Origin of the sequence: Lentzea fradiae, from assembly GCF_900100955.1 — a bacterium.
GTDB classification, from domain to species: domain Bacteria; phylum Actinomycetota; class Actinomycetes; order Mycobacteriales; family Pseudonocardiaceae; genus Lentzea; species Lentzea fradiae.
The window spans coordinates 474,917-497,980 of record NZ_FNCC01000003.1; the positions used below are offsets into that span (position 1 = coordinate 474,917).

Below are 23,064 nucleotides of genomic sequence, written 5' to 3' on the forward strand. Positions count from 1 at the left end.
CATTCCCGGGGGACACGAGTGCCCAGAAGTCTCGCAGCCCTGCTCCTGGCGCTGCTGGCGGTCGCCGCCAGCCGGCAGCTGCTGACGCCGATCTTCCCGGTCCTCGTCGACGACGCCGGACTGACCACCGCCCAGCTCGGCCTGGCCGCTGACCGTCAGCGCCGTCGCACTGACCCTCGCATGTCCGCCGTGGGGACTTCTGACCGACCTCGCCGGGCTGCGGACGGTGCTGGTCAGCGGCCTCGCCCTCGGTGCGACCGGCCTCATCGGGTTCGGCGTCGCGGTGACGTTCGCGAGTGACGGGACGTTGTCCCACGGCCCCGCGGTGGCGGCCGTGCTGCTGTTCCGGGGCGTCCTGGTGGGCGCGGGCCTCGCCGTGCTGCCGGTCGCCGCGCTCGCCGTCGCGGGCACCTCCGCCGAGGACCGGCGCACCGGCGCGGTCGGCCTGTTCGGCGCGGCGTCCGACGTGGGCTCGGCGCTCGGCCCGCTGGCGGGCGGCGCCCTGGCCGCCGTGTCGCTGGCCATGCCGCTCTACGTCGCACCGGTCGTCGTCGTGGTCGTCGCGGCCGTGCTGCTGGTCGTCCTCCAGCCCGGCCCTTCCGGTGACCTCCCGGCGCGGATCCGGCCGGCGGAGGCGCTGCCGGCCTTCGGCGTCGGGTTCCTGCTGCACCTGGCGTTCGTCTTGGCGCAGGTCACGATCATCGTGGTGATGAGCGAACGGCTGGGGCCCGCCGCCGGCACGGCGGGCGTGGCCGCAGTGGTGGCCGCGGTCACGACCGTCGGGCTCGTCGGCACGCAGGGTGTGCTCGTGCCGTTGCTGAAGCCGCCACCCGGCCTGCTGATGAAGATCGGCGCGCCGGTCGCGCTGGCCGGGTACGTGCTGCTGGCGGTCGCGCCGTCGCTGCTCGTGGCCGCGGCGGGGTCCCTGGTGGCGGCGGTCGGCACGGGCCTCGGCGGAACCGGGTTCGCCGCGACCGCCACGTTCGCGGCGGGGACGCGGCGCCAGGGCCTGGTCGCCGGTCTAGTCTGCGGCACCGTCGGGCTGACGGCCGTGGTCGCACCCGCGCTGGGCGAACTGCTGCGCCTGGTGGACCCGCTCGTGGCGGTGGGCGCCGCCGGGGTGGCAGCGCTGCTCGCGACCGGGCTGGCGCTGGTGCCCGCCGGCGGGGCGCGGCCGAACGTCCCGGCTTGACGTTCCGGTCTCGCCGGGACTGTTTCGAAACGCTCACATCCCGTTACTCTGCGCGCATGAGGCGTTTCTTCAGCGCGGTCGTGCTGGCACTGCTCGCCGTGACGGCCGCGGCCGTCCCCGCGCAGGCCCACGCCGAGCTCAGGAGCAGCAACCCGGCGTCCGGCGCGGCACTCGACGCCCCTCCTCCGCAGGTCGAGCTGACGTTCAGCGACGTCATCAGCCTGCCGGACGACGCCGCGGTCACCATCACGGGACCGGACGGCGCCAAGTGGCCGATGACCGAGTCCGCCGCCGTCGACAGGACGATCACCGCGAAGTTCGACACCACGGCGATGAAGGCCGGTGCGCACACGCTGGCGTGGAAGGCGAAGTCCGAGGACGGCGACGTCGTCGAGGGCACCTTCTCGTTCACGATGAACGTCGCCGCGCCGACCTCGTCCCCGGCGGCGGTCACCTCGTCGGTGCCGGTGACGACGACCGCGGCCCGGGCGGCGGAGACCGGCCAGGGGTCAGGCGGGTCCGGGTGGATCTGGGTGTGGATCGCGCTCGCCCTGGTGGTCGCCGTCGGCGCGGTCCTGCTGGTCCGCCGCCGCCAGGCGTAGCCGTGCGCGCAGGAGGTCGCGCTCGGCCGGGTGGTCCGTCCGGCCGAGCGCGGCCTCCAGCGCCGCCCTCGGGTCCTCGCCCAGCCGCCGCAGCAGGTCGGCCCGCACCGCGTGGAACAGGTGGTAGCGGTCGAGGTCGAGCGCGTCGACGAGGGCGAGCGCCCGTTCCGGCCCCTCGGTCTCGGCCACCGCGACGGCCCGGTGCAGTGCCACGACCGGGCTCGGCGCCATCGCCATCAGCTGGTCGTAGAGCGCCACGACCTGGTGCCAGTCGGTCGGCGGGTCGCTGTGCACGGCGTTGATCGCGGCCTGCACCTGGTACGGGCCGGGCCGGTTCCAGCGCAGGCAGCGGCGCACGAGGTCCTGGCCCTCCGCCACCAGGTCCGCGTCCCACAGCGCCCGGTCCTGGTCGGCGAGCAGGACGATCTCCCCGTCGCGCAGCCGGGCCTCCCGGCGCGAGTCGACGAGCAGCATCAGCGCGAGCAGTCCCCAGACCTCCGGTTCGTCGGGCATCAGCTCCGCCAGCACCCGCCCGAGCCGCACGGCCTCGTCGCTCAGCGCCCGCCGGTCAGGCCAGCCGGAGGTGAAGATGAGGTAGACGACGGCGAGCACGGCCTTGAGCCGGTCGGGCAGGTCGGCGTCGCGCGGCACCCGGTACGGGACGCGGGCCGCGCGGATCTTGCCCTTGGCCCGCACGATCCGCTGCGCCATCGTGGCCTCCGGCACCAGGAACGCCCTGGCGATCTCGGCCGTGGACAGCCCGCCGAGCAGCTTCAGCGTCAACGCCACCCTGGCCTGCGCCGCCAGTGCAGGGTGGCAGCAGGTGAAGATCAGCCGCAGCCGGTCGTCCGGCACGTCCCCCACCTCCTCCGGTTCGGACTCCCCGCGCAGCACCGCTGCCTGGGCGTGCTTCTCGTGCCCCTTGGTCTCGCGGCGCAGCCGGTCAACGGCGCGGTTGCGGGCCGTCGTGATGATCCAGCCGGCGGGTGAGGGCGGCACCCCGTCGACCGGCCACCGGAGCATGGCCGTGGCGAAGGCGTCCTGCACCGCCTCCTCGGCGAGGTCGAGGTCGCCGAGGACGCGGGTCAGGACGGACACCGCGCGGCCGTACTCCGCGCGAAAGACCTCCTCGATCACTTGGCCGGGCTCAACCGGTCGCGATCGGCCTGACCTCGACCGACAGGGGCGTGAGCACGAGGGCCAGCCGGCGGCCCCACTCCAGCGCCTCGTCGAGGTCCGCGGCCCGGATGACGGTGAAGCCGCCGATGTGCTCCCTGCCCTCGGTGAACGGCCCGTCCGTCATCAGCACCTCGTCGTCCTTCGCCGTCAGCACGGTCGCGGTCGACGGCGGGTGCAGGCCGGCGGCGAACACCCAGGCCCCCTTCGCGCGCATCTCGTCGTTCAGGGCGGCGAGGTTCGCCATGATCGGGTCGAGCACCTCGGGCGGGGGCGCGTCACCGTCGGGCTGGTAGATGCTGAGCAGGTACTGCTGCGTCATGGTGGTCTCCTTTCACCCCTTGTACGAACGGGGCCCGCCCTTTTCGACAACCACGACATGGTCTCGTCCACCCGGCCTGGACAGCACGACGACCCGGATCACTTCGGAAGGCCGATCCGGGTCCGGGCGGTGACGGGGCTCAGCTCACGGTGGTGAGCCTCAGCGAGACCAGCTGGCGCCGCAACCGCTCGCGCAGGAGGTCGATCGCCTCCGTGGCGGTCCCGGCCTCCGCGTACGCCTGCACCTCGTCCCACTTGAGGTCGAACCGGGCGTGTGCGTGGATCACGGTCCTGTCCGACGTCAGGCTGACCCACGCGAAGTCGACCCGGCAGGGGGCGAAGAAGTCCAGCGAGCCGATGCGCTCGGACGCGTAGTCCCGAGCCTCCTCAGGGACGTCCAGCCCGAGCGAGACCTGGATGTAGTCCATCGACAACAGCCTCCTCATGGCCACGCGGCACCGCCACGCGGCCGGTCCGACACTACGGTTCCGACAGCAGTGCCGAACCAGGCGTTGGTCCTGACTGCACAGGGTCCTTTTCCCGGTGATCCGATCTTCAAACCTGTGCCGCCGAAGAGAAGACCTTCGTGTCGGGCCGTTCCCCCGGCCGATGCGTCGGCGAGCGGTTCACGACCCGCTTCTTCACCGCGCGGAGGCCGTTCCGCTGCGGGTCACGCACAGGGGTTGACCTGCTTCGTCCGATAGGAGCACACACCAGGCCGTCACACTGCGCATGTGCGTGGATACAGAGTGTTCCGACTTCGCCGCTCTTCATTCCAGAGCACGACGAAAGGCACGACAGGCCATGCGCACGAAGACAGCACCCCGGCCACGGCGACTCGCCGCCGCGGCCGTCGCACTGGGCAGTTGCCTGGCCCTCACCGTCCCGGCGGGAACCGCCACCGCGGCACCCGCCGATCCGGCGCCCACCGTCTTCTTCGGCGACTCCTACACCGCGAACTTCGGCATCTCTCCCGTGAACGACATGGGGGAGCCCAGGATGTTGTGCTTCCAGGCGACGGAGAACTACCCCGCCGTCGCCACCCGGCGCTTGGCGAACAAGGGCGTCCCGCTGAAGGTGCAGTCGGACGTCTCCTGCGGAGGCGCACTCCTCGAGCACTTCTGGAGGGAACAGCATCTGCCCTTCAACATGGGAGAGGTGCCGGCGCAGCAGGACGCGCTCAAGCACGACACCCAGCTGGCCGTGGGCAGCATCGGCGGCAACACGCTGGGCTTCTCCGCCATCCTCAAGCAGTGCTCGGACCAGCTCCGGAACGCATCGGAACAGATCGCGCCCGGCGAACCGGTGGACGCGGACTCACCGGCCGGCCAATGCGCGGCTTTCTTCACCGATGGCTATGGGAAAGACTGGCTGGACGACAGGTTCTCCCAGATCGAGTTCGAGCTGGAGAACCTGTTCGACCGCGTGGAGTTCTTCTCGCCCGCCAAGCTCGTCCTGGTCGGCTACCCCCGCCTCGTGCCGGAGAACACGGCCCTCTGCCGAACTCCGGCTCCCGGCCAGACGGAACGGCCGTTCGCCGACATCCCCGCGGACGCCCTGCCGGTCCTGGACCAGGTGCAGAAGCGGCTGAACGACCTCATGAAGAAGGCAGCCGCCGACTCCGAGAACGACTTCGTGGACCTCTACGGCGTCACCGGGAGCAACACGGCCTGCGACGGCGCCAACCGGGGCATCGGCGGGGTGCTGGAGCCCTCCCGGCTCGAACAGATCCCCTGGTTCGCGCACCCCAACGAGAAGGGCCGTGACATCCAGGCGGAGCACGTGGCCACCGCGATCGAAAAAGCCCTCACCCGCTGACCAACGAAGAGATCCTCGCGTCGAGCTGTTCCTCGGCAGGTGAACCGACGAGCAGCTCGACAGAGGCGTCCGGCCGCACGAACGCGAACGTGGGCTGCGCCGTCACCCCGAAGCGCCGCCACACCTCCCCGTCGAGGTCGGCCAGGCTCGGGAACGCGTCCATCCCGTGGTCGGACACGAACTTCTTCATGGCAGCCAGCTCGTCCTGCGCCGCCACACCGACGAACTGCACCTTGGGATACCGCGCGGCCATCTTCGCGACCAGCGGCGCCTCGGCGTTGCAGGACGGGCACCACGGCGTCCAGAACCACAACACCACGGGCTGCCCGACGAGCTTGTCCCCGCGCAGCTCCGCCCCGTCCAACGTCTTGGCGGTGAACTGGAACTTCTCCGGCGGCGGCGCCTTCTCCGCACACCCGGAGAGCAACAGGAACCCCAGCAGCAGCACGAGGACGCGCATCCGCTCCTCACCTCCTGCCAGGGCCTACGGCCCCACACCCGCCGCGGTTCAGCAGGGTGCGCCAGTGCCAGATCCGCCGGTGGCCACCCGGCGCACCGAAAACCTCACCTCGGCAAAGGAAAATCATGAAGCTCGGCCATGTCCTCACCTCCACAGCACTCGCCCTCGCCGTCCTCACCGGCGTGGCCCCTGCCGCCGGCGCCACCCCGGGACCCGAGGTCACCCCGGCACCCGCGGTCACGGAGAGTCGAACCGCGCAAGCGACAGCCGTCCAAGACCCGCACTTCATCGGCTGCACGAGCGACCAGCAGAAGGCGGTCGTGTCCGCGGCGGAAGCGGCCAACGGCTACGTCACCGAGGCCAACACCTACCTCAAGAAGGTGTCGGGCAACACCCCGAGGTACACCGCCTGGTTCGGCCAGTACAGCGCAAACCGGAAGGCGTTCGTCCAGACGGTCTTCACGAACCTCTCCCACAACGACTTCATGAGCATGGTCTACGACTGCACCACCTGCCCCTACCCGGACGTGCACGCCTACGTTTACCCGGACCGGTTCGGCGTCATCTACCTCTGCCGCGTGTTCTGGCAGAGCGAGCCCACCGGCACCGACTCCCAGGCCGGCACCCTGGTCCACGAGGCGACCCACTTCAGGGTCAACGGCGGTAGCCAGGACATCGAGTACGGCCAGGACGACTGCCTGGAGCTGGCCAGGACCAACCCGGACCGCGCCGTCGTGAACGCCGACAACTACGAGTACTTCGCCGAGAACACCCCGCCGCTGGCATGACCACCGGTCCCCACCGGCACCTCCGCGGCGGGCCTGTGGCCGATGGCCACTTCCTGGAGATCGTCGCGATCAGGCTGGCGTGGTTCGCGTCGCCGGTCTTCTCGAGCAGGACCGGGATCTCAGCCGATCAGCGCAACCGCGAACACCGACACGACCAGCCGTGCGCGTCCGACACGTCTTGTGCATCGGCGATTACGCGCGGTATGGTCTAGACCTTCAACCGCCGCCGCGATGTCCACGCACCACAAGCACATCAAGGCAAAGGAAGTCCCATGAAGATTGGACGCAGGGTCGCGGCCTCCATGGCCGGCGTTCTCGCTGCCCCGTTGCTCGTCGTGGCGCTCCCCAGCGGCACGGCGTTCGCGCACGGTTACGTGTCCTCGCCCGCCAGCCGTCAGGCGCAGTGCGCCAGCGGTGTCGTGAAGGACTGCGGGGCGATCCAGTGGGAGCCGCAGTCGGTCGAGGGACCCAAGGGCCTGCAGAGCTGCCACGCCAACCTGTCGCACTTCTCGGTGCTCAGCAACGACAACAAGGGATGGAAGGTCCACAACACGGGCAGGTCGGTGACGTTCAACTGGACGTTCACCGCACGCCACCGCACGCGTGACTACGACTACTTCGTGGACGGGCGCAAGGTCGCGACGTTCAGCGGCAACAACCAGCAGCCTCCGGCCACCGTGTCGCACACGGTCAACGTGGGATCGGCCGGACGGCACAAGGTGCTCGCCGTGTGGAACATCGGTGACACGGCCAACGCCTTCTACTCCTGCGTCGACATCAACGCGAGCTGACCTGACCAGCTGCTAGGCGCGTGAGGTCCCCTTCCGCTCACGCACCAGTGCGTCGACGTCGAACGGCATGAGGTTCAACGGCGGACCGGACAACGGCTTCCGCAGTGCGTCGAGGATCTTCGCGTTCACCCGCTCGATGATCGCGCGGGCCTCGTCGTCGGTGGCGGCCGCCAGGGCCCTGGCCCTGGCGGTCTCGGCCTCCTTGCGCAGCACCAGGGAAGGGGGCAGCCCTGCACTGCCCTCTTCCTCCCTGACCTTCCGCTTGATCCACCAGTCCTCTTCGAGCGGCGTGCCCGCGCCGGACAGCGGTTTGCCGGCGCTGGGCAGGTCGTCGAACTCGCCGCGTTCCTGGGCCTCGCGGATCTGCCTGTCGATCCACGACTCGAAGCCCATGCCGGGCGGTTTCCGTCGCGTCACGGGGAGAACCTCCTCACGGCGGACCGGATCGCCTCGTTGAACGCCGGGCTGCCCTTGTGACCGCTGTCGTCCACAAGGGTCAGTTCGGCGTCCGGCCACGCCTGCGCGAGCGCATAGGCCGTGTCGGCGGGGCAGCTCAGGTCGCGGCGGCCGTGGATGAGTGCTGCCGGGATGCCCGCGAGCTTGTCCGCGTGTGCCAGCAGGTCGTCGACGAAGCCGTTGTTCGCGTAGTAGTGCGCGATGATCCGCACCAGTGCGAGCACGTCGTCGGAGGCGCGGTCGGCGAAGATGTTCTTGCCGCCGAAGTCTTCCAGCGACAGCACGGTGTCCTCCCACCGCACCCACTCCAGCGCGGCCTGTTCCCGCACGGCGCGGTCCGGGCTCTCCATCAGGTCCGCGTAGGCGCGCACGAGGTCCGGTGCGTCGCCGGCGTGGGCGCTGAACCGGGCCCACGCCTCCGGGAAGAACCGGGAAACGCCGCGGTAGAGCCATTCCAGCTCACGGGTGGACGCCAGCGTGACCGCGACGAGGATCATCTCGGAGACGCGCTCCGGGTGGCGCTGGGCGTAGGCGACGCCGAGGGTGGTGCCCCAGGAACCCCCGTACACCAGCCACTTCTCGATGCCGAGGTGCTCGCGGAGCTGCTCCATGTCCGCGATCAGGTGGCCGGTCGTGTTGACGCCCATGTCCGCGACCGGGTCGCTCGCGTGCGGGGTGCTCAGGCCGGCGCCGCGCTGGTGGAAGATCACCAGGCGGAACTTCTCGGCGTCGAGTGCCTTGCGGGCGCCCTTCGACGGTGCGCCCGGGCCACCGTGGAGGAACACGGCGGGCTTGCCGCCGGGGTTTCCGACGGTCTCCCAGTAGACCTGGTTGCCGTCGCCGACGTCGAGCATGCCGTGTTCGTAAGGCTCCACGGTGCCAGCCTACCGATCTAGACGCCGACCGGTTTCCAGGTCAGGCCGCCGTCCGCGGACCGCAGGACCTGCGCGAACTCCTGACCAGGGCCGCCGCGGACCAGCGTGGCGTGCTGCTCGTCGGCGAACGCCAGGTCCTCGAACGCGGGTCCGCCGAGCGTCAGCGGGGTGTCCCACTTGCCCGCCGAACCCCGGTGCATGAACGAGAGGTCGCGTCCGGCCGCGGCCACGAGCGCCGTTCCCGCCGACACCGCGAAGCCGGTGGTGATGCCTTCGCGCGGTGGCACGCCGATGGTCTCGAACGGTCCGCCGGGCGTGGCCTTGCGCAGCTCCTTCGTCATGTTCCCGAAGCCGGGGTCGAAGCTGCACAACGCATAGCGGTCGCCACCGGCCGTGCCGAGGCGGGTGGCCGACTCGGCGGTGCACGGCGGCACCTCCTCCCGCCAGCTCACCAGTCCCCGCGTCCAGTACCGGTTCTCCTGGAACGGCACGGACAACGAGACGTGGCCCGCGGCGATCGACCCGGACGCCGCGCCCTTCACCTCGACGCCGGGAACCGGTTGCCACGAACCGGACCACAGCTCGCGCTGGTAGAGCCGCGACGCCGTGCCGTCGTGGATCACCGCGAGGAACGCGGCGTTGTCGAACCCCAGTGCTCCCACGGTTCCCTTGACGCCGGACGACGTCCAGCGCGTGCCGCCGTCGTTGGTGACGAACAGCTGCTCGCCATCGGTCACCATGCCCGTGGTGTCGCTCGCGAAGACCACCCGCAACCGACCGGCCCCGGGCACTGTGAGCGCCGGGGTCCTCACCCGCGTCCAAGTGGTGCCGCCGTCGGTCGTGCGGACGAGCTGCGGGCAGTTCGCGGTCTGGCACAGGGTGTCGAGGCCGAGCACCCAGCCGCGGTCAGCGGACGTCCACGACGTCGACGCGGGCACGACGCCCGTCCCTGCGTGCGCGGCGGAGGTGGTCAGGCCGGTCAGGAGCACCAGAACCACAAGTGCAGCAATGCGTTTCCCCCACATCGCCTTCTTCTCCCCTCAAGAGGCAGGTGCCCACTCAACACCCCTCGACCGCGCCGCGGCAAACGCCCACAGGGCGACCAGGACCCCGGCACCACCGCTGAGCAGGAACGTCAGCTCCGGTCCCACGGCGTCGAGCAGCAGGCCACCGCCGATGTACGACACCGCCGCCGCCACACCGATCCCGCCGTAGAAGTTGCCGAACACCCGGCCGGTCCGGTCCGCGGGCACGAGGCGCTGGATCAGCGTGCTGTGCGCGACGTCCATCGCCGCGATCCCCAGCCCGCGCACGGCCTGCAGCGCGAACGCCGCCGCCACGCCCCATGCCAAGCCGGTGAGCATGTTGCCCGCGCTGCTGATCACGAACCCCGTCACGAGCAGCGTCACCATGCTCCACTGCGCCGATCCCCTGGCCAGCAACGCATACCCGGCCAGCAGGCCGATCCCGACCGCGCCGAGCACCACGCCGGCCGTGCTCTCCGACCCGCCGAACGACACCATCGTCAGCTGCAACACGGCGACGTCGTCGATGGCCGTGCAAGCCACGACACCGCAGAAACCGATGAAGATGACCCGCAACGCGCGGTTGTGCCAGATCTCGGCCAGCCCGGCCCGTGCGTCGGCGAACACGCCCTCCCCCGGCTCGGCTGACACGAGGAGTCTCGGCAGCCGCAGCCGCAGCAACAGCAGCGCGGACAGCAGGAACGAGACCGCGTCCACGAGCAGCACGCCCCTGGTGTCCAGGAACGTCAGCAGCACCGCCGCGAGGAAGGGCCCGAACACGTCGGCGCTGTTGGAGCCCAGCCCGAGCGCGGTGTTCGCCTGCCCGAGGTCCCTGTCGGCCACGAGGCTCGGCACGGCGGCCCGCGACGCGGGGACGAACACCTGACCGACCACCGCCCGCAGCCCGACGAGCAGGAGCAGGACCGGCAGTGGCGGCAGGGTGAACGCGATGACCGCGAGCAACGCGGCCTGCGCGACCTCGCAGACGATCATGACGGTGCGGCGGTCGAAGCGGTCGCCGACGACCCCGGTCAGCGGGCTGAGCAACGCCGGTGCGAAGTCGCCCACCAGCAGCAGCGCCGCCACCGCGACGGCCTTCCCGAGGATCGACTGCACGTGCACCATCAGTGTGACGAGGCTGAGAGCGTCCCCCACAACGGAAACGGCCCGTGCGGTGACGAGCACGCGCAACGGGCCGTTCTTCTTCAGCAGCGTCAGCACACGGCTATCGTGCCAACACCTCTTCGAGCTGGTCAGCCAATTTGTTCATGATCGCCGCGTAGGAGGAGTAGCTCAGCGGGGCGACCGCGTTCCACTCGACGAACCGGTTCGCCTGCACCGCGGGGAGGCTCTGGAAGACCGGGTGGCCCTCCTTCATCTTCTCCGGGTCGAGCACGTGCTGGCGGGTGTCCCACATGAGCACGTGCTCCTTGTAGGTGGCGGAGTTCTCCCACGACAGCGACTGGAAGTAGCCGCCGCCCTCGGCGTCGGGGTTCTCCGGGGTGAACAGCGGCAGGCCGAGCTCGCTTGCGTACCAGTCGAGGTCGGGGTTGCGGGCGGGCACGGCGACGTAGAAGAGCTTCGGGTCGCCGGCGACGACCTGGATCTTCTGGTTCGCGGCCGTCATCTTGGCGCCGACGGCCTTCAGCCGCTCCGCGGCCTTGGTGAACGCCTCCTCGTCGGCCTTCACCTTCGCCGACTCGGTGTCCGCGCCGAGCGACTTCGCGAGCTCCTGGAAGCGCTTGATGCCCTCCGGCAGCTTGATCTTCGACTGTCCGATGCCGACGGTCGGGGCGACCTTGAGCACCTTCTCCTCGAACTCGGCCGTGAGGTGCCAGAGCCCGGTGACCTCCGGGTAGTAGCCCGCGACCACGAGGTCCGCGTCGAGCGCGGCGAACTTCTCGAAGTCGATCTCGCCGTAGCCGGGCCCCGTGACGTCGGTGACCTTGCTCGGGTCGATGCTGCCCGCCTCCGGGTCGGTGGTGCCGTCCGCGCGCTTGAGCGGGCCGAACGTGCCGACGACGTCGATGCCGAAGTCCTTCAGCGCGCCCGCGGCGGACACCTGCGCGACGACGCGCTGGGGCCGCTCCGGCGCGGTGACCTCCTTGCCGCGGTCGTCCTTGAAGGACCACTGACCGCTTCCCTGCTCTGCGGTCGTGTCCGTGTTACCGCCACACCCGGCGACCAAGCCGAGCAGCAGAACCGCGGCGACTGTCCTGCGCAATCCGTCCACCTCCTGAGATTAGCCTTGCCTAACCTAGCAAGCCATCCGGAGCAACCGGACAGGCCGGGTGGCACATCACCCGGTGAGACGGGCCGGTGACGGCGCGCAGCAGACCAGCCGCCGACTCCAAGGCTCGGGCCAGCGACAACGCGCCTGGTCGCCCCTTTCCGGGGGGACCGGGCGGCTCCGGCGCTGAACCCAGGCGCCCGTTCGGCCGTACGCCTCCCCAGACGCATCCCCGACCGTGAGGAGGCCGCGTGCCCGGCCATCGCGCTGCCCGCACCACCGCCTTCGCCGCCGTGATCGCCGCGACGGTGGTGTCGATGCCCTCGGCACACGCCCAGCCCGCCACCGACGCGCTGAAGGAGTACACCGAGCTCACGCACCACGCGGAGCAGCTCTCCCAGGACCACCTCAAGGCCCAGGGCGACCTCGCCGCCGCGAACTCGGCCGCGGGCGCCGCGACCGAGGCGGAGCGGCAGGCGCTGGCCGAGTCCGAGCGGTTCCGCGGCCAGGTCGACACGCTGACCGAGGCGACGTTCGAGGGCGCGCGGTTCAACAACGTGTCGGCACTGCTCACCGCGTCGTCCCAGCAGGACTTCCTGGAGCGGATGCAGGCGATGACGATCATCGCCGCCGACCAGAACGAGGCGGTGGCGCGCCTGGACGCCACGCTGACCGCCGCGCGGAAGGCGCGGTCCGACGCGACCGCGGCCGCGAGCGCGGCCGAGAAGCACGCCGCGGACGTGGCCGCCCGCAAGGCGGCCATGGACCAGCAGGTCACCGCCGCCAGGACGAAGTACCAGACGTTGTCCGCCCCGCAGAAGCAGACGCTCGCGGCACCCGGTGACAAGTCGCCGGTGTCGGTGCCCGCGGCGGCCGGCGCGGCGGGCGTGGCGCTCAACTTCGCGCTGGGCGAGCGCGGCAAGCCCTACGTCTTCGGCTCCAACGGCCCCGACTCGTGGGACTGCTCGTCGCTGATGCAGGCCGCGTACCGGGCGGCCGGCGTGTCGATCCCGCGCGTCACCTACGACCAGGCGAAGGTCGGGCGCGGGGTGGGACGCGGCGAGGTCGCGCCCGGCGACCTGATCATCTACTACTCGGGCCAGTCGCACGTGGCGATGGCCGTGGACAGCGTCCGCGCCGTGCACGCGTCGACCGAGGGCGTGCCCGTGAAGATCGCCGACATCGACTCGATCGGGCCCATCTCGGTGATCCGCCGCGTCGTGGGGTGACCGGTGTCTCCACCCCGCGATAAACCCACATGGGTGACTGTGAGAACGTGCGGGCTGACAACTGCTGGGACGCCGGTGCTGGACGAACATCAGCTCGTTCCGTAACCTGTCCGAGACCTTCGGCCCAGCAGTTAACCCACTCGGGGCACACGCCACGGTTGCCGCCTCACGCGCAGTAGCTCTCGCGCGGCGGCCGCCAGGAAAAAGGAGGACCCGCGACGTGGTGTCGCACACCTCACGCCGTACCGCGCGTGGAGCGTTCGTGGCGACGGCGGCTGTCGTCGCAGCCACGCTGCCCACGTCCGCTGCCAACGCACAGCCCTCGGCCGACGACGCGCTCAAGAAGTACAACGAGCTGTCCGAGCAGGCGTCCAAGCTCAACCAGGACCACCTGAAGGCGCAGGACGACCTCGCCGCCAAGCAGGCCGAGCTGGACAAGGCCAAGAACGACCTGTCCGAGGCCCAGAAGGCCGAGGAGTCGCTGCGCGGTCAGGTCGACCTCCTCACCGAGGCCACCTACTCCGGCGCGCGCTTCAACCAGATCTCCGCGCTGCTGGTGAGCGACTCGCAGCAGGACTTCCTCAACCGCATGTCGGCCATCAACATCCTCGCGGCCGACAACGCCGACGCGCTGAAGAGGCTCACCGACGCCGTCGAGCAGGCCGACACCGCGACGAAGACGGCGAACGACGCCACCGAGGCGTCGAAGAAGCTGCTCGCCGAGATCGACCAGAAGAAGGCCGACCTCGACAAGCAGCTCAGCGAGGCGCAGGCCCAGTACCGGTCGCTGAGCGCGGCGGTGCGCAGCCAGATGGCCCAGGTCGGCGACACGTCGAACATCTCGGTGCCCGCGGGCACCGCGGGCGCGGCGCTGCAGTTCGCCCTCAACCAGATCGGCAAGCCCTACGTCTACGGCTCCAACGGCCCGAACTCGTGGGACTGCTCGTCGCTGATCCAGGCCGCGTACCGCTCCGCGGGCGTGTCCATCGGCCGCACCAGCTACGCGCAGGCCGCCGCCGGCCGCTCGGTGAGCCGCGGTGAGGTCAAGGCGGGCGACATCATCGTCTACTACTCGAGCCAGTCCCACGTGGCGATGGCCGTGGACGGCATCCGCGCCGTGCACGCGTCGACCGAGGGTGTGCCGGTGAAGATCGCCGACATCGACTCGATCGGCCCGATCTCCGTCATCCGCCGCATCGAGGGCTGACCTCGTTCCGGTCGTGACGCCCCCTGCCTTCCGGGCAGGGGGCGTTCTGGTTTCACTCGCCCGTGTGCACCTGTCCTCGTGGCCGGGCGAGCCGGGTCCGCCTTCACTACGTTCCGCTCCGGGCACCACCCGGTGCCGCGGTTTCGAAGTGGAGCGTTCATTGGACACCTTGCAAGCCGGGCAGGAGCTGACCCGCGGCCAGCAGCTCACCACCGCCAACGGCTACCGGCTGACGCTGCAGGAAGACGGCAACCTGGTCCTCGAGGAGAACTCCGGGGTCGTGTGGGCCACCGGCACCGACGGCAAGGGCGCCGTCCGCGCCGCGATGCAGGACGACGGCAACTTCGTGCTCTACGCCGACGACAACACCCCGGTCTGGGCGAGCGGCACCGAGGGCAACCAGGGTGCGCGCCTGGTCCTTCAGGACGACCGCAACCTCGTCGTGGTCGGCGGCGACGGCGGCGCCAAGTGGGCGACCGGCACCAACACCGACTCCCCGCAGGCCGTGCCCGAGGCACCGGCGGCTCCCGAGCCCGCCCCGGAGCCCGCGCAGGAGGCCCCTCCGGCCGCGCAGACCTACCGCGTGCAGAGCGGCGACTCCCTCTGGGCGATCGCCGAACGCTTCTACGGCGACGGCAACCGGTACGGCGAGATCGCCGCCGCCAACGGCATCTCCAACCCGGACCTCATCCACCCGGACCAGGTCCTCACCATTCCGTGAACCGCGACGGGCCGGTCCGCGACGCTGGGGACCGGCCCGTCCGGCACGTCTTGCGCCGGACCCGCGCTTCCGGGTCCCGCTGCTCAGGCCCGTTCTCGCGGGCCCGCTGCTCCTCGCGACCCGCTGCTCAGAGGCCCGGCTGGCCCGGCTCCTGGCGCGCGATGGCGAACGCCGGGTTGCCCTCGTCGTCCTGACGCACGTCGAGCACCTTGTCGTCGAGGTACTGGGCCGCGGCGGGCTCCAGGATGACCTTGGCCCCGGAGGGGGCGGCCACCACCTGGTCCCCGTCAGCCGCCTCGCTGAGCGAGAGCTCCAGGGCGGCCTGGCTGTTCTGGTCGGCGGCGAGCGCGAAACGCAGGCCCACGTCGTCGCTCGGTGCCTCGGTCTGCGACGTCAGCTCGTTGATGACCTCGGCAGCCATCGGCGTCACTTCGAGCATGTCGGCCCCTCACATCAGGAAACAAAACTCGTTCGGTGTTCCCGGGACGGGGCGGGTTCAACCACTTCTCGCCTGATTGAGGGTCGAACGACCTCGGCGACGGAAGGAGTTGGGGATGTTTTCGCTGGTGGGAGCAGGTGGAGTGGACGCGGCTCGGAACTGGGGTGAGTGGACCAGTGCTGGATAATTTGGGCGCCGGGGACGGGCACTGGCGACGGGCACCGGGTACTGGGGCTGCCTGACCGGCCCGTCCCACTCGCCCCGCCGACCTGGTTCAGCCCGGCCAGCCCAGCTCAGCCCGGCCAACTCAGCTCAGCCCTGCCAACCAGCTCAGCGCGCCAGCCCAGCTCAACGCGCCGGTCCAGCTCAGCGCGCCGGTCCAGCTCAACCTGCCCGGCCCACCTCGCCAACCCAGCCCGGCCAACTCGCCCGGCCAGAGCCCGGTCAGCCCAGTCAGCCCGGTTCGGGCTAAGCCACCCGGTGGGCCGGTCGGGCCACCTCGTTGCGCACGTGGCCGCACGCCGAGCACACCCGCGGCACCGGCACGATCTCCGCCACCAGGCGCCACGAGTCGGCGAACGACGGGGCCTCCTGGCCCGGCACGAGCAGGCTGTCGAGCACCTCCTGGCGGCGCCTGCCCTTCTCGCGGCTGCGTTCGACCGGGTCGCGGCGGTGGGCGAGGGCGCGGGAGGCCGCTCGGGCCCGTTCGCCCTCGGAGGTGAGGGCCGCGCTTCTGCGCGGGGCGTGCAGGGCGGCGTTGCGGCGGTTCACGCGGTACCACTCGCCGAGGGTCATGCCCTTCAGCGGCGGGCTGGCGAGGCCGGCGCCGTCGGCCGTCCAGGTGCGCAGGCGGGCTCGCAGGAACTCGTGGGCCACCTGGGCCCTGGAGCGGGGGCGGCCCTGGCGGGTGCCGTCGGGCTTGGTGTCGACGGCGGTGAGGAGGGCGTCGACGCTCCAGCCCGCCGTGAACCACGGCTCGAGCAGGCGCCGCACCCAGCGGCGGTCGGCGTCCGGCCAGGAGGCCCTGACGCACAGGGACTCGACGGCGATGTCCACGTCGGCGTCGGTGGAAGGGACCACGCGGCCCGGCCAGCGACTGGGTTCGAACTGCATCGGGACTGACCTCCTTCTAGCACGCACACGAACACCTGTTCGACATGCTGCCACGGGGGTCTGACAAAAAATGAACCTGTGCCTGTTGACCAGGCAAAACTCACCCGTTCAGCACAGTGGAGCAGCCCTGGCGCCGCTAGTCTCCGGGCCATGACGCACGACGAGGTCACCGGTGACCGGATGAACTGGCTCCGAGCGGGCGTGCTCGGGGCGAACGACGGCATCGTGTCGACCGCGAGCCTCGTGGTGGGCGTCGCCGGGGCCACGACGGACCGGGCCCAGATCCTGGTCGCGGGGCTGGCGGGGCTCTTCGCCGGCGCGATGTCGATGGCGAGCGGTGAGTACGTGTCGGTGAGCAGCCAGCGCGACGCGGAACGGGCCCTGCTCGCCAAGGAGCGCCAGGAGCTGCGGGACATGCCCGAGGAGGAGCTGGAGGAGCTCAAGGAGATCTACGAGGGCAAGGGCCTCGACTCCGGCACGGCCGAGGAGGTCGCGCGGCAGCTCACCGAGCACGACGCGCTCGCCGCGCACGCCGACGCCGAGCTGCACATCGACCCGGACGAGCTGACGAACCCGTGGGGTGCGGCCGTGGCGAGCTTCATCGCGTTCACGGTCGGGGCGCTGCTCCCCCTCGCCGCCATCGCCTTCACGACGACGAGCCTGCGCGTGCCGGTGACCGTCACCGCCGCGATCCTCGCGCTCGCCCTCACCGGGTTCGTCAGCGCGCGGCTGAGCGGGGCCCGCAAGCGGCGCGCGGTCGTGCGCAACATCGCCGGTGGCCTGATCGCGATGGGCGTCACCTACGCGATCGGCTCGCTGGTGGGGCAGAGCATCGGGTAGCGGCCGAAGCATCGGACGACGACGGAGTGGGTACAGCAACGGCCATGAGTGAAGAACGTGGCGCGTACGTCCCCCAGGACACCGACGGCTTCGAGGGCCTCGACGAGGACAACCTCAAGAAGGACCCGCTCGAAGGAGCGATGGACCCTCCGGAGGACTGGTCGGAGTCCACGAAGTACGGGATGACGGAGTACGAGCAGGCCCATCCGCGTCCACTGGACGACCGGCTGGCCGAAGAGCGCGGCGACGACGCCGAGACGGGTGCATGATCGTCCCATGAGCCTCGGCATCCCGGAGAAGATCACGGCGTTGCTGTTCGACCTCGACGGCGTGCTCACCAGCACCGCCGTGCTGCACCGCCAGGCTTGGCGGCAGACTTTCGAAGCCATGGGGCAGCCGTTCGGCGAGCAGGACTACCTCGCCTACGTGGACGGGAAGCCGCGCTACGACGGGGTCCGCAGCTTCCTCACCTCACGCGGCCTCGCCCCGACGGAGGACGAGGTGCGCCGCATCGGCGACCAGAAGAACGACCTGGTGAACGAGATCATCGACGAGCAGGGCATCTCCCCCTACGAGGGGTCGGTGCGCTACCTGCAGGCCGCGCGGAAGGCCGGCCTGCCCATCGGTGTCGTCACGTCGTCGGCCAACGCCATGCGCGTGCTGCGTGCGGGGAACCTGCTCGACTACGTCGACGCGCTGGTGGACGGCAACGTCATCACCGCGTCGAACCTGAGGGGCAAACCGGCCCCCGACTCGTTCGTCGAGGGCGCGAGACGGCTCAAGACCGCACCGGAGCACGCGGCCGTCTTCGAGGACGCGCTGGCCGGGGTGCGGGCGGGGCGTGACGGCGGGTTCGGCTACGTCGTCGGTGTCGACCGCGGCGACCAGCGGGACGTCCTGAAGGCCAACGGCGCCGACGTGGTCGTCGACGAGCTCGACGAGCTGCTGTCATGAGCTACGCGGTCGAACCGTGGCAGCTGCGCTGGCAGGGCCTGTCGGTGGGCAACCTGCACCAGACCGAGTCGACGTTCGCGCTGTCGAACGGCCACATCGGCATGCGCGGCACGCTCGACGAGGGTGAGCCCCGCGGCCTGCCGGGCACCTACCTCAACGGCTTCTACGAGCAGCACCAGCTGCCGTACGGGGAGGCGGGCTACGGCTACCCGGAGGCGGGCCAGACGGTCGTCAACGTCACCGACGGCAAGATCATCCGGCTGCTGGTCGAGGACGAGCCGCTGGACATGCGCTACGGCACCGCGATCGAGCACGAGCGCGTCCTCGACTTCCGGTCCGGCACGCTGCGCCGCCGCACGGTGTGGGAGTCGCCGACGGGCCGCCGGGTGACGGTGCGCAGCGAGCGGCTCGTGTCGTTCACGCAACGAGCGGTCGCCGCGATCCGCTACGAGGTGGAGCCGGAGGAGGACCTGCAGCTGGTCCTGCAGTCCGACCTGCTGGCGAACGAGCCGATCCAGAGCCGCAGCAGCGACCCGCGCGTCGCCGCGGCCCTGGACGCGCCGCTGGTCAACGACTTCACGATGGCGGAGAAGTCGCGCGCGGTGCTGTGCCACCACACCAAGGTGTCGGGTCTGCGGATGGCCGCCGCGATGGAGCACGAGATCGAGGCCGTCGAGCTCGCGGAGGGCACCACACCGCGCACGGAGATCCGCGCGGAGGACGACCTGGCCCGGTACACCGCGGCCGTCGACGTCAAGGGCGGCACCTGCCTCAAGCTCACCAAGTACCTGGCCTACGGCTGGTCCGGCCAGCGGTCGACGCCCGCGTTGCGGGCCCAGGTGGAGGCCGCGCTCTCGGGCGCGCGCCAGACCGGCTGGGAGGGCTTGCTGCGGGAGCAGCGGGCGTTCCTGGACGACTTCTGGGAGGTCGCCGACATCGAGGTCGAGGGCGACGACGAGCTTCAGCAGGCGCTGCGGTTCGCGCTGTTCCACATCCTGCAGGCCGGTGCCCGCGGGGAGACCAGGGCGATCCCCGGCAAGGGCCTCACCGGTCCCGGCTACGACGGCCACGCGTTCTGGGACACCGAGATGTTCGTGCTGCCCGTCCTCACCTACACGGTGCCGGACGCCGCACGGGACGCGCTGCGCTGGCGTCACTCCACTTTGGACAAGGCACGCGAACGCGCGGAGGTGCTGGGACTCAAGGGCGCCGCGTTCCCGTGGCGGTCGATCAACGGCGCGGAGTGCAGCGCGTACTGGCCCGCGGGCACGGCGGCGTTCCACGTCTCCGGTGACGTCGCCTACGCCGTCCAGCAGTACCTGCACGCCACGAACGACGAGGCGTTCGACCGCGACGAGGCCACCGAGATCCTGGTGGAGACGGCGCGGCTGTGGATGTCTCTCGGTCACCACGACCCGCACGACGGGTTCCGCATCGACGGGGTGACGGGCCCGGACGAGTACTCGGCGATCGTCGACAACAACGTCTACACGAACCTGGTCGCCCAGCAGAACCTGCGCTCGGCCGCCGACGCCGCGGAACGCCACCCGGACAAGGCGAACGCGTCCGCGGAGGAGATCGCGGCGTGGCGCAAGGCGGCCGACGTGATGGCGATGCCCTACGACGAGCTGCTCCAGGTGCACCCGCAGGCGGACAACTTCACGAGGCACGCGGAGTGGGACTTCGAGAACACGCCGGCGGAGAAGTACCCGCTGTTGCTGAACTACCCGTACTTCGACCTGTACCGCCGCCAGGTGGTGAAGCAGGCGGACCTCGTCCTCGCGATGCACGTGCGCGGTGACGCGTTCACCGCGGAGGAGAAGGCCCGCAACTTCGCCTACTACGAGGCCCGCACCGTGCGCGACTCGTCGTTGTCGGCGGGCACGCAGGCGGTGCTGGCGGCGGAGGTCGGGCACCTGGACCTCGCGTTCGACTACCTCGTCGAGGCGGCGTTCACCGATCTCCACGACCTGCACGAGAACGTCACCAACGGCCTGCACATGGCCTCGCTGGCGGGCGCGTGGACGGCGCTGGTGGCCGGGTTCGGCGGGATGCGCGACCACGGCGGCGAGCTGACGTTCGCGCCGCGGCTGCCGGACGCGCTGACCGGGCTCTCGTTCCGGATGGCGTTCCAGGGCACCAGGATCGCGGTCGAGGTGCGCGGCGGTGAGGCCACGTACCGGATCGTGGACGGCACCGAGCTGACGACGAAGCACCACGGGGAGCCGATCACGATCAAGGCCGGGGAGCCGGTGACCGTGCCGATCCCGAAGTGCCCCGAGCTCGAACGGCCGCGGCTGCCGTTCGGCCGGGAGCCCCGCAGGCGCTAGACCCGACGGCTGGTCTTCGCCTCCGTCCGAGGCGAAGACCAGCCGGTCCGGTTCCGGCGAAGAAGCGTTCGAACGGGCGAAGCAGGATCAGGATGACGCCGACGAAGAGCAGCACGTACTGCGGCAGGTAGAAGGCGTCGGGCAGACCGAGCACCGGCTCGTAGGTGGGACCTTTCCTGGTCAGCCCGGCAGACGGGAGACCTGGTAGTGCGCGATCAGGTCGTCCTTCACCAACACGCTCAGGTGCACCCCGATCGCCGGTCTGTCGGCGAACGTGAAATCGACGCTCAAATAGCCGAGCACCAGATCGTCAGCCAGCCTGCGCGTTTCCAGAATCCGGTAGGCGGCTTTCAAACCGAGCGGCTGGGAATCGTAGTAGGCCGCGATCCCGGCCCTTCCCACGCCGTACGGCTTGAGGCCCTGAAAAATGGCGTCCTCGGTGAATCCGGCCGCCACGCGTTCCGGGTCGTGCGCGTCGACCGCGTCCTTCCACCGGTCCATGACCTCGTCGAGCGTCATGTCAGTGCCCCGCGCTCTGGCCGCCGTCGACGTGCAGGATCTCGCCCGTCACGAAGCCGGCGTGCTCCAGGAACGTGATCGCGTCGACCACCTCGGAGATCTCGCCGATGCGCCCGGCGGGGTGCAGTGCGGCGAGCGCCTCGTGGGTCTCTGGGGCGTGCATCGGCGTGCTGATGATGCCGAGCGCCACCGTGTTGAACCGGATGCCGCGGGCCGCGTACTCGACGGCCAGCGACTTCGTGACGGCGTTCAGACCGCCCTTGGTCAGCGACGCGAGGGCGGCCGGCACCGCCGACAGCGCGTGGTCGACGAGGCTCGTGGACACGGTGACGACGTGCCCGCCGGTGCTCTCCATCGCGGCGACGGCGCTGCGCGTGACGTCGAAGAAGCCGGTGAGGTTCGTCCCGGTGACGGTGGCGAAGTCCTCGTCGGTGTACTCGGTGAACGGCTTGGCGACGAAGACGCCCGCGTTGTTCACGAGCGAGTCGACCCGGCCGAAGCGCGCCAGCGCCTCCCGCACGACCCGCGCGCCCTCGCCGGTCTTCGAGAGGTCGGCGCGGATCGTGAGCACCTTGGGGTCGTCGGACGGCCCGATGGAACGTGAGACGGCGACCACCGAATAGCCGAGCTTGCGATAAGCCGGAACGAGCGCCGCGCCGATTCCCTGCGATGCACCCGTGACGATTGCGACCTTGTTCATTTTCCTGCTCGCTTTCGAAGGAGGGAAGTGGAACTGACAGCCACAACGGCGCGCGTCCGCGAATTCATCTCGCGGAATTGCGACCTGTTCCCTCTCTCGTAGGAGGCTCAGCCTCCCAGCGCCCGGTGCGGGTCGTCGGCGGGCAGCCAGACGCCGTCCCGGCCCAGCCCGAGGTCGCCCACGTCCCGGGTGATGGCCTCGGCGGCGGCGATCACGTCGGCGCGGACCTCGTCCGCCCGGCGCACGAGCGACCACGTCCACAGCGCCTCGGGGCCGACGACGGGCCGCTGGACGAGGTCCGGCGGCAACGGCGTGGTCTGCCCCTTCGGCGAGTTCAGCACCGGCGTCGTGCAGTCGCGGACGTGGTCGAAGAACGCGGGCCCGGTGATGGCGCCGTTGTGGATGCGCCGGACGGCGGCGCCGGTGTCGCGGGCGAACTCCTCGGCGTAGTCGTTCCACGACTGCCACGACGTGACGTCGTCGTCCACGAGCACCGCGATGTCCTTGGCGCGCACGGGACTCGTGTCGGTGCCGACGGCGACCGCGTAGAGCCGGTCGGCGCCGAGCAGCCGCGCCTCCAGGCCGAGCCGGGCGGCGTCGGACCGGCGGACCCAGCACACGGCCAGGTCGAGGCTGCCGTCCGCCACTCGTGCCGCCTGCTGGTGCGATGGGACCACCCACGCGTCGACGTACAGCCGGGCGATCCCGGCCGTGCGCTCGGTCAGGCCGGGCGGCAGCCAGTTGACGTACCCGATCCTGACCGGCCGCGACCCGGAGAGCTGGCGCGCGTGCCGGTGCAGCTCGTCGGCCCGCTCCAGCAGTGCCCGCACCTGCGGCAGCAGCGCCGTTCCGGCGGGAGTCAGCGCGACGGTGCGGCGGTCGCGGGTGAACAGCGGCACGCCGAGGTCGCGTTCGAGCGCCTTGATCTGCTGTGACAACGACGGTCCCGCGATGAGCAGCCGTGCCGCGGCCCTGCCGAAGTGCAGTTCCTCGGCGACGGCGACGAAGTACCGGAGCTGGCGCAGTTCCACGTCCGCATCCTAGGAGGCTGAGGCTCTCATGAAAGAGTTCTCCGACACGCCGCTGTCCGAAGTGGACGGATCAGGCACCGGTCCGCGTGATCCCTGCCGGTCGTGAGCGCCCGGCAGGCCGCCGCGGCGCTGGCGGCCGGAACGGGTGCCGGACGGTGTCCTGTTCGGCATCGCGTCGACCACGCTGCGGACGGGCGCCGAACTGGGGTTTCCGCAGGCGGCGGCGGTGCTGACAGCGGGGTACTCG

The 23,064-nt window shown here is 70.7% G+C and carries 25 protein-coding genes and 1 pseudogene; 12 read left to right on the top strand and 14 right to left on the bottom strand.

The genetic code is table 11. From position 1 onward, the window contains the following. Window positions 1–145: 145 nt before the first annotated feature. Window positions 146–1,192, top strand: a pseudogene (locus tag BLT23_RS09405) (MFS transporter); the annotation flags it as partial. A 56-nt stretch (window positions 1,193–1,248) separates the two neighbouring features. Further along, window positions 1,249–1,794, top strand: coding sequence for a copper resistance CopC family protein (locus BLT23_RS09410; protein WP_090047627.1), 546 nt, complete (start codon window positions 1,249–1,251; stop codon window positions 1,792–1,794). Here BLT23_RS09410 and BLT23_RS09415 read toward each other — a convergent pair. The 3 genes from BLT23_RS09415 to BLT23_RS09425 all read right to left on the bottom strand — a co-directional run bounded on the left by BLT23_RS09415 (window position 1,702) and on the right by BLT23_RS09425 (window position 3,737). Further along, window positions 1,702–2,931, bottom strand: coding sequence for an RNA polymerase sigma factor (locus tag BLT23_RS09415; RefSeq protein ID WP_090047629.1), 1,230 nt, complete (start codon window positions 2,929–2,931; stop codon window positions 1,702–1,704). The two genes, BLT23_RS09410 and BLT23_RS09415, sit on opposite strands and share 93 nt — an antisense overlap. Window positions 2,932–2,941: 10 nt before the next feature. After that, on the bottom strand, window positions 2,942–3,292 hold the full coding sequence (locus tag BLT23_RS09420; protein ID WP_090047631.1) for a YciI family protein: 351 nt from the start codon (window positions 3,290–3,292) through the stop codon (window positions 2,942–2,944). Window positions 3,293–3,431: 139 nt separating this feature from the next. After that, entirely contained in the window at window positions 3,432–3,737 is a 306-nt protein-coding gene (locus tag BLT23_RS09425; RefSeq protein ID WP_143035875.1) for an HPF/RaiA family ribosome-associated protein, read from the bottom strand. A gap of 358 nt (window positions 3,738–4,095) precedes the next feature. On the opposite strand from BLT23_RS09425, the gene BLT23_RS09430 reads away from it, so the two are divergent. Next, window positions 4,096–5,109, top strand: a complete 1,014-nt coding sequence (locus BLT23_RS09430) for an SGNH/GDSL hydrolase family protein (RefSeq protein ID WP_090047635.1) — start codon at window positions 4,096–4,098, stop codon at window positions 5,107–5,109. Here BLT23_RS09430 and BLT23_RS09435 read toward each other — a convergent pair. Then, window positions 5,099–5,569, bottom strand: a complete 471-nt coding sequence (locus BLT23_RS09435; protein ID WP_218133689.1) for a redoxin domain-containing protein — start codon at window positions 5,567–5,569, stop codon at window positions 5,099–5,101. The genes BLT23_RS09430 and BLT23_RS09435 overlap by 11 nt on opposite strands. Window positions 5,570–5,694: 125 nt before the next feature. On the opposite strand from BLT23_RS09435, the gene BLT23_RS09440 reads away from it, so the two are divergent. Beyond that, on the top strand, window positions 5,695–6,357 hold the full coding sequence (locus BLT23_RS09440) for a M35 family metallo-endopeptidase (RefSeq protein ID WP_090047637.1): 663 nt from the start codon (window positions 5,695–5,697) through the stop codon (window positions 6,355–6,357). 272 nt (window positions 6,358–6,629) lie between these two features. Then, the gene (locus BLT23_RS09445; protein WP_090047640.1) at window positions 6,630–7,148 is read left to right on the top strand and encodes a lytic polysaccharide monooxygenase auxiliary activity family 9 protein; all 519 of its coding nucleotides are present in this window, start codon (window positions 6,630–6,632) and stop codon (window positions 7,146–7,148) included. A gap of 12 nt (window positions 7,149–7,160) precedes the next feature. Here BLT23_RS09445 and BLT23_RS09450 read toward each other — a convergent pair whose 3' ends face one another. Genes BLT23_RS09450 through BLT23_RS09470 form a run of 5 tightly spaced genes read right to left on the bottom strand, consistent with a single transcriptional unit; the run spans window position 7,161 to window position 11,728 of the window. Further along, window positions 7,161–7,565 carry a DnaJ family domain-containing protein gene (locus tag BLT23_RS09450; RefSeq protein WP_090047642.1) on the bottom strand — a complete coding sequence of 135 codons (405 nt, stop codon included), beginning with the start codon at window positions 7,563–7,565 and terminating at the stop codon, window positions 7,161–7,163. Then, complete coding sequence (gene pip, locus BLT23_RS09455; protein WP_245743846.1) at window positions 7,562–8,479, bottom strand: prolyl aminopeptidase; 918 nt, start codon at window positions 8,477–8,479, stop codon at window positions 7,562–7,564. The genes BLT23_RS09450 and pip overlap by 4 nt, the downstream gene beginning before the upstream one ends. A gap of 17 nt (window positions 8,480–8,496) precedes the next feature. After that, on the bottom strand, window positions 8,497–9,477 hold the full coding sequence (locus BLT23_RS09460) for a YCF48-related protein (RefSeq protein WP_090047644.1): 981 nt from the start codon (window positions 9,475–9,477) through the stop codon (window positions 8,497–8,499). Between the two features lie 42 nt (window positions 9,478–9,519). After that, complete coding sequence (locus BLT23_RS09465; RefSeq protein ID WP_218133690.1) at window positions 9,520–10,725, bottom strand: MFS transporter; 1,206 nt, start codon at window positions 10,723–10,725, stop codon at window positions 9,520–9,522. 4 nt (window positions 10,726–10,729) lie between these two features. Continuing rightward, window positions 10,730–11,728: an ABC transporter substrate-binding protein gene (locus tag BLT23_RS09470; RefSeq protein WP_176946662.1), complete on the bottom strand. Its 999-nt coding sequence runs from the start codon at window positions 11,726–11,728 to the stop codon at window positions 10,730–10,732. 257 nt (window positions 11,729–11,985) lie between these two features. On the opposite strand from BLT23_RS09470, the gene BLT23_RS09475 reads away from it, so the two are divergent. The 3 genes from BLT23_RS09475 to BLT23_RS09485 all read left to right on the top strand — a co-directional run bounded on the left by BLT23_RS09475 (window position 11,986) and on the right by BLT23_RS09485 (window position 14,891). Next, entirely contained in the window at window positions 11,986–12,963 is a 978-nt protein-coding gene (locus BLT23_RS09475; protein ID WP_245743847.1) for a C40 family peptidase, read from the top strand. Between the two features lie 262 nt (window positions 12,964–13,225). After that, window positions 13,226–14,170, top strand: a complete 945-nt coding sequence (locus BLT23_RS09480; RefSeq protein ID WP_245743848.1) for a C40 family peptidase — start codon at window positions 13,226–13,228, stop codon at window positions 14,168–14,170. Window positions 14,171–14,330: 160 nt separating this feature from the next. Next, window positions 14,331–14,891: a LysM peptidoglycan-binding domain-containing protein gene (locus tag BLT23_RS09485; protein WP_176946663.1), complete on the top strand. Its 561-nt coding sequence runs from the start codon at window positions 14,331–14,333 to the stop codon at window positions 14,889–14,891. A 127-nt stretch (window positions 14,892–15,018) separates the two neighbouring features. Here the strand turns inward: BLT23_RS09485 and BLT23_RS09490 are convergent, their stop codons facing one another. Both BLT23_RS09490 and BLT23_RS09495 read right to left on the bottom strand, forming a co-directional pair. After that, window positions 15,019–15,330 carry a hypothetical protein gene (locus BLT23_RS09490; protein WP_090047656.1) on the bottom strand — a complete coding sequence of 104 codons (312 nt, stop codon included), beginning with the start codon at window positions 15,328–15,330 and terminating at the stop codon, window positions 15,019–15,021. Window positions 15,331–15,798: 468 nt separating this feature from the next. Next, a complete protein-coding gene (locus tag BLT23_RS09495) occupies window positions 15,799–16,443 on the bottom strand; it encodes a hypothetical protein (protein ID WP_176946664.1) in 645 nt (214 codons plus the stop codon). Window positions 16,444–16,593: 150 nt separating this feature from the next. Between BLT23_RS09495 and BLT23_RS09500 the strand changes: the two genes are divergently transcribed. Genes BLT23_RS09500 through BLT23_RS09515 form a run of 4 tightly spaced genes read left to right on the top strand, consistent with a single transcriptional unit; the run spans window position 16,594 to window position 20,567 of the window. Next, complete coding sequence (locus BLT23_RS09500; protein ID WP_090047658.1) at window positions 16,594–17,283, top strand: VIT1/CCC1 transporter family protein; 690 nt, start codon at window positions 16,594–16,596, stop codon at window positions 17,281–17,283. Between the two features lie 44 nt (window positions 17,284–17,327). Then, a complete protein-coding gene (locus BLT23_RS09505; protein WP_090047660.1) occupies window positions 17,328–17,552 on the top strand; it encodes a hypothetical protein in 225 nt (74 codons plus the stop codon). A gap of 7 nt (window positions 17,553–17,559) precedes the next feature. Beyond that, the gene (locus BLT23_RS09510) at window positions 17,560–18,237 is read left to right on the top strand and encodes an HAD family hydrolase (protein WP_090047662.1); all 678 of its coding nucleotides are present in this window, start codon (window positions 17,560–17,562) and stop codon (window positions 18,235–18,237) included. After that, window positions 18,234–20,567, top strand: a complete 2,334-nt coding sequence (locus BLT23_RS09515) for a glycoside hydrolase family 65 protein (protein WP_090047664.1) — start codon at window positions 18,234–18,236, stop codon at window positions 20,565–20,567. The genes BLT23_RS09510 and BLT23_RS09515 overlap by 4 nt, the downstream gene beginning before the upstream one ends. A gap of 180 nt (window positions 20,568–20,747) precedes the next feature. Here BLT23_RS09515 and BLT23_RS09520 read toward each other — a convergent pair whose 3' ends face one another. The 3 genes from BLT23_RS09520 to BLT23_RS09530 all read right to left on the bottom strand — a co-directional run bounded on the left by BLT23_RS09520 (window position 20,748) and on the right by BLT23_RS09530 (window position 22,817). After that, the gene (locus BLT23_RS09520; RefSeq protein WP_090047666.1) at window positions 20,748–21,086 is read right to left on the bottom strand and encodes a YybH family protein; all 339 of its coding nucleotides are present in this window, start codon (window positions 21,084–21,086) and stop codon (window positions 20,748–20,750) included. A gap of 1 nt (window position 21,087) precedes the next feature. Next, window positions 21,088–21,786: an SDR family NAD(P)-dependent oxidoreductase gene (locus BLT23_RS09525; RefSeq protein ID WP_090047668.1), complete on the bottom strand. Its 699-nt coding sequence runs from the start codon at window positions 21,784–21,786 to the stop codon at window positions 21,088–21,090. 107 nt (window positions 21,787–21,893) lie between these two features. After that, a complete protein-coding gene (locus BLT23_RS09530) occupies window positions 21,894–22,817 on the bottom strand; it encodes a LysR family transcriptional regulator (protein WP_090047670.1) in 924 nt (307 codons plus the stop codon). Window positions 22,818–23,064 lie beyond the last annotated feature (247 nt).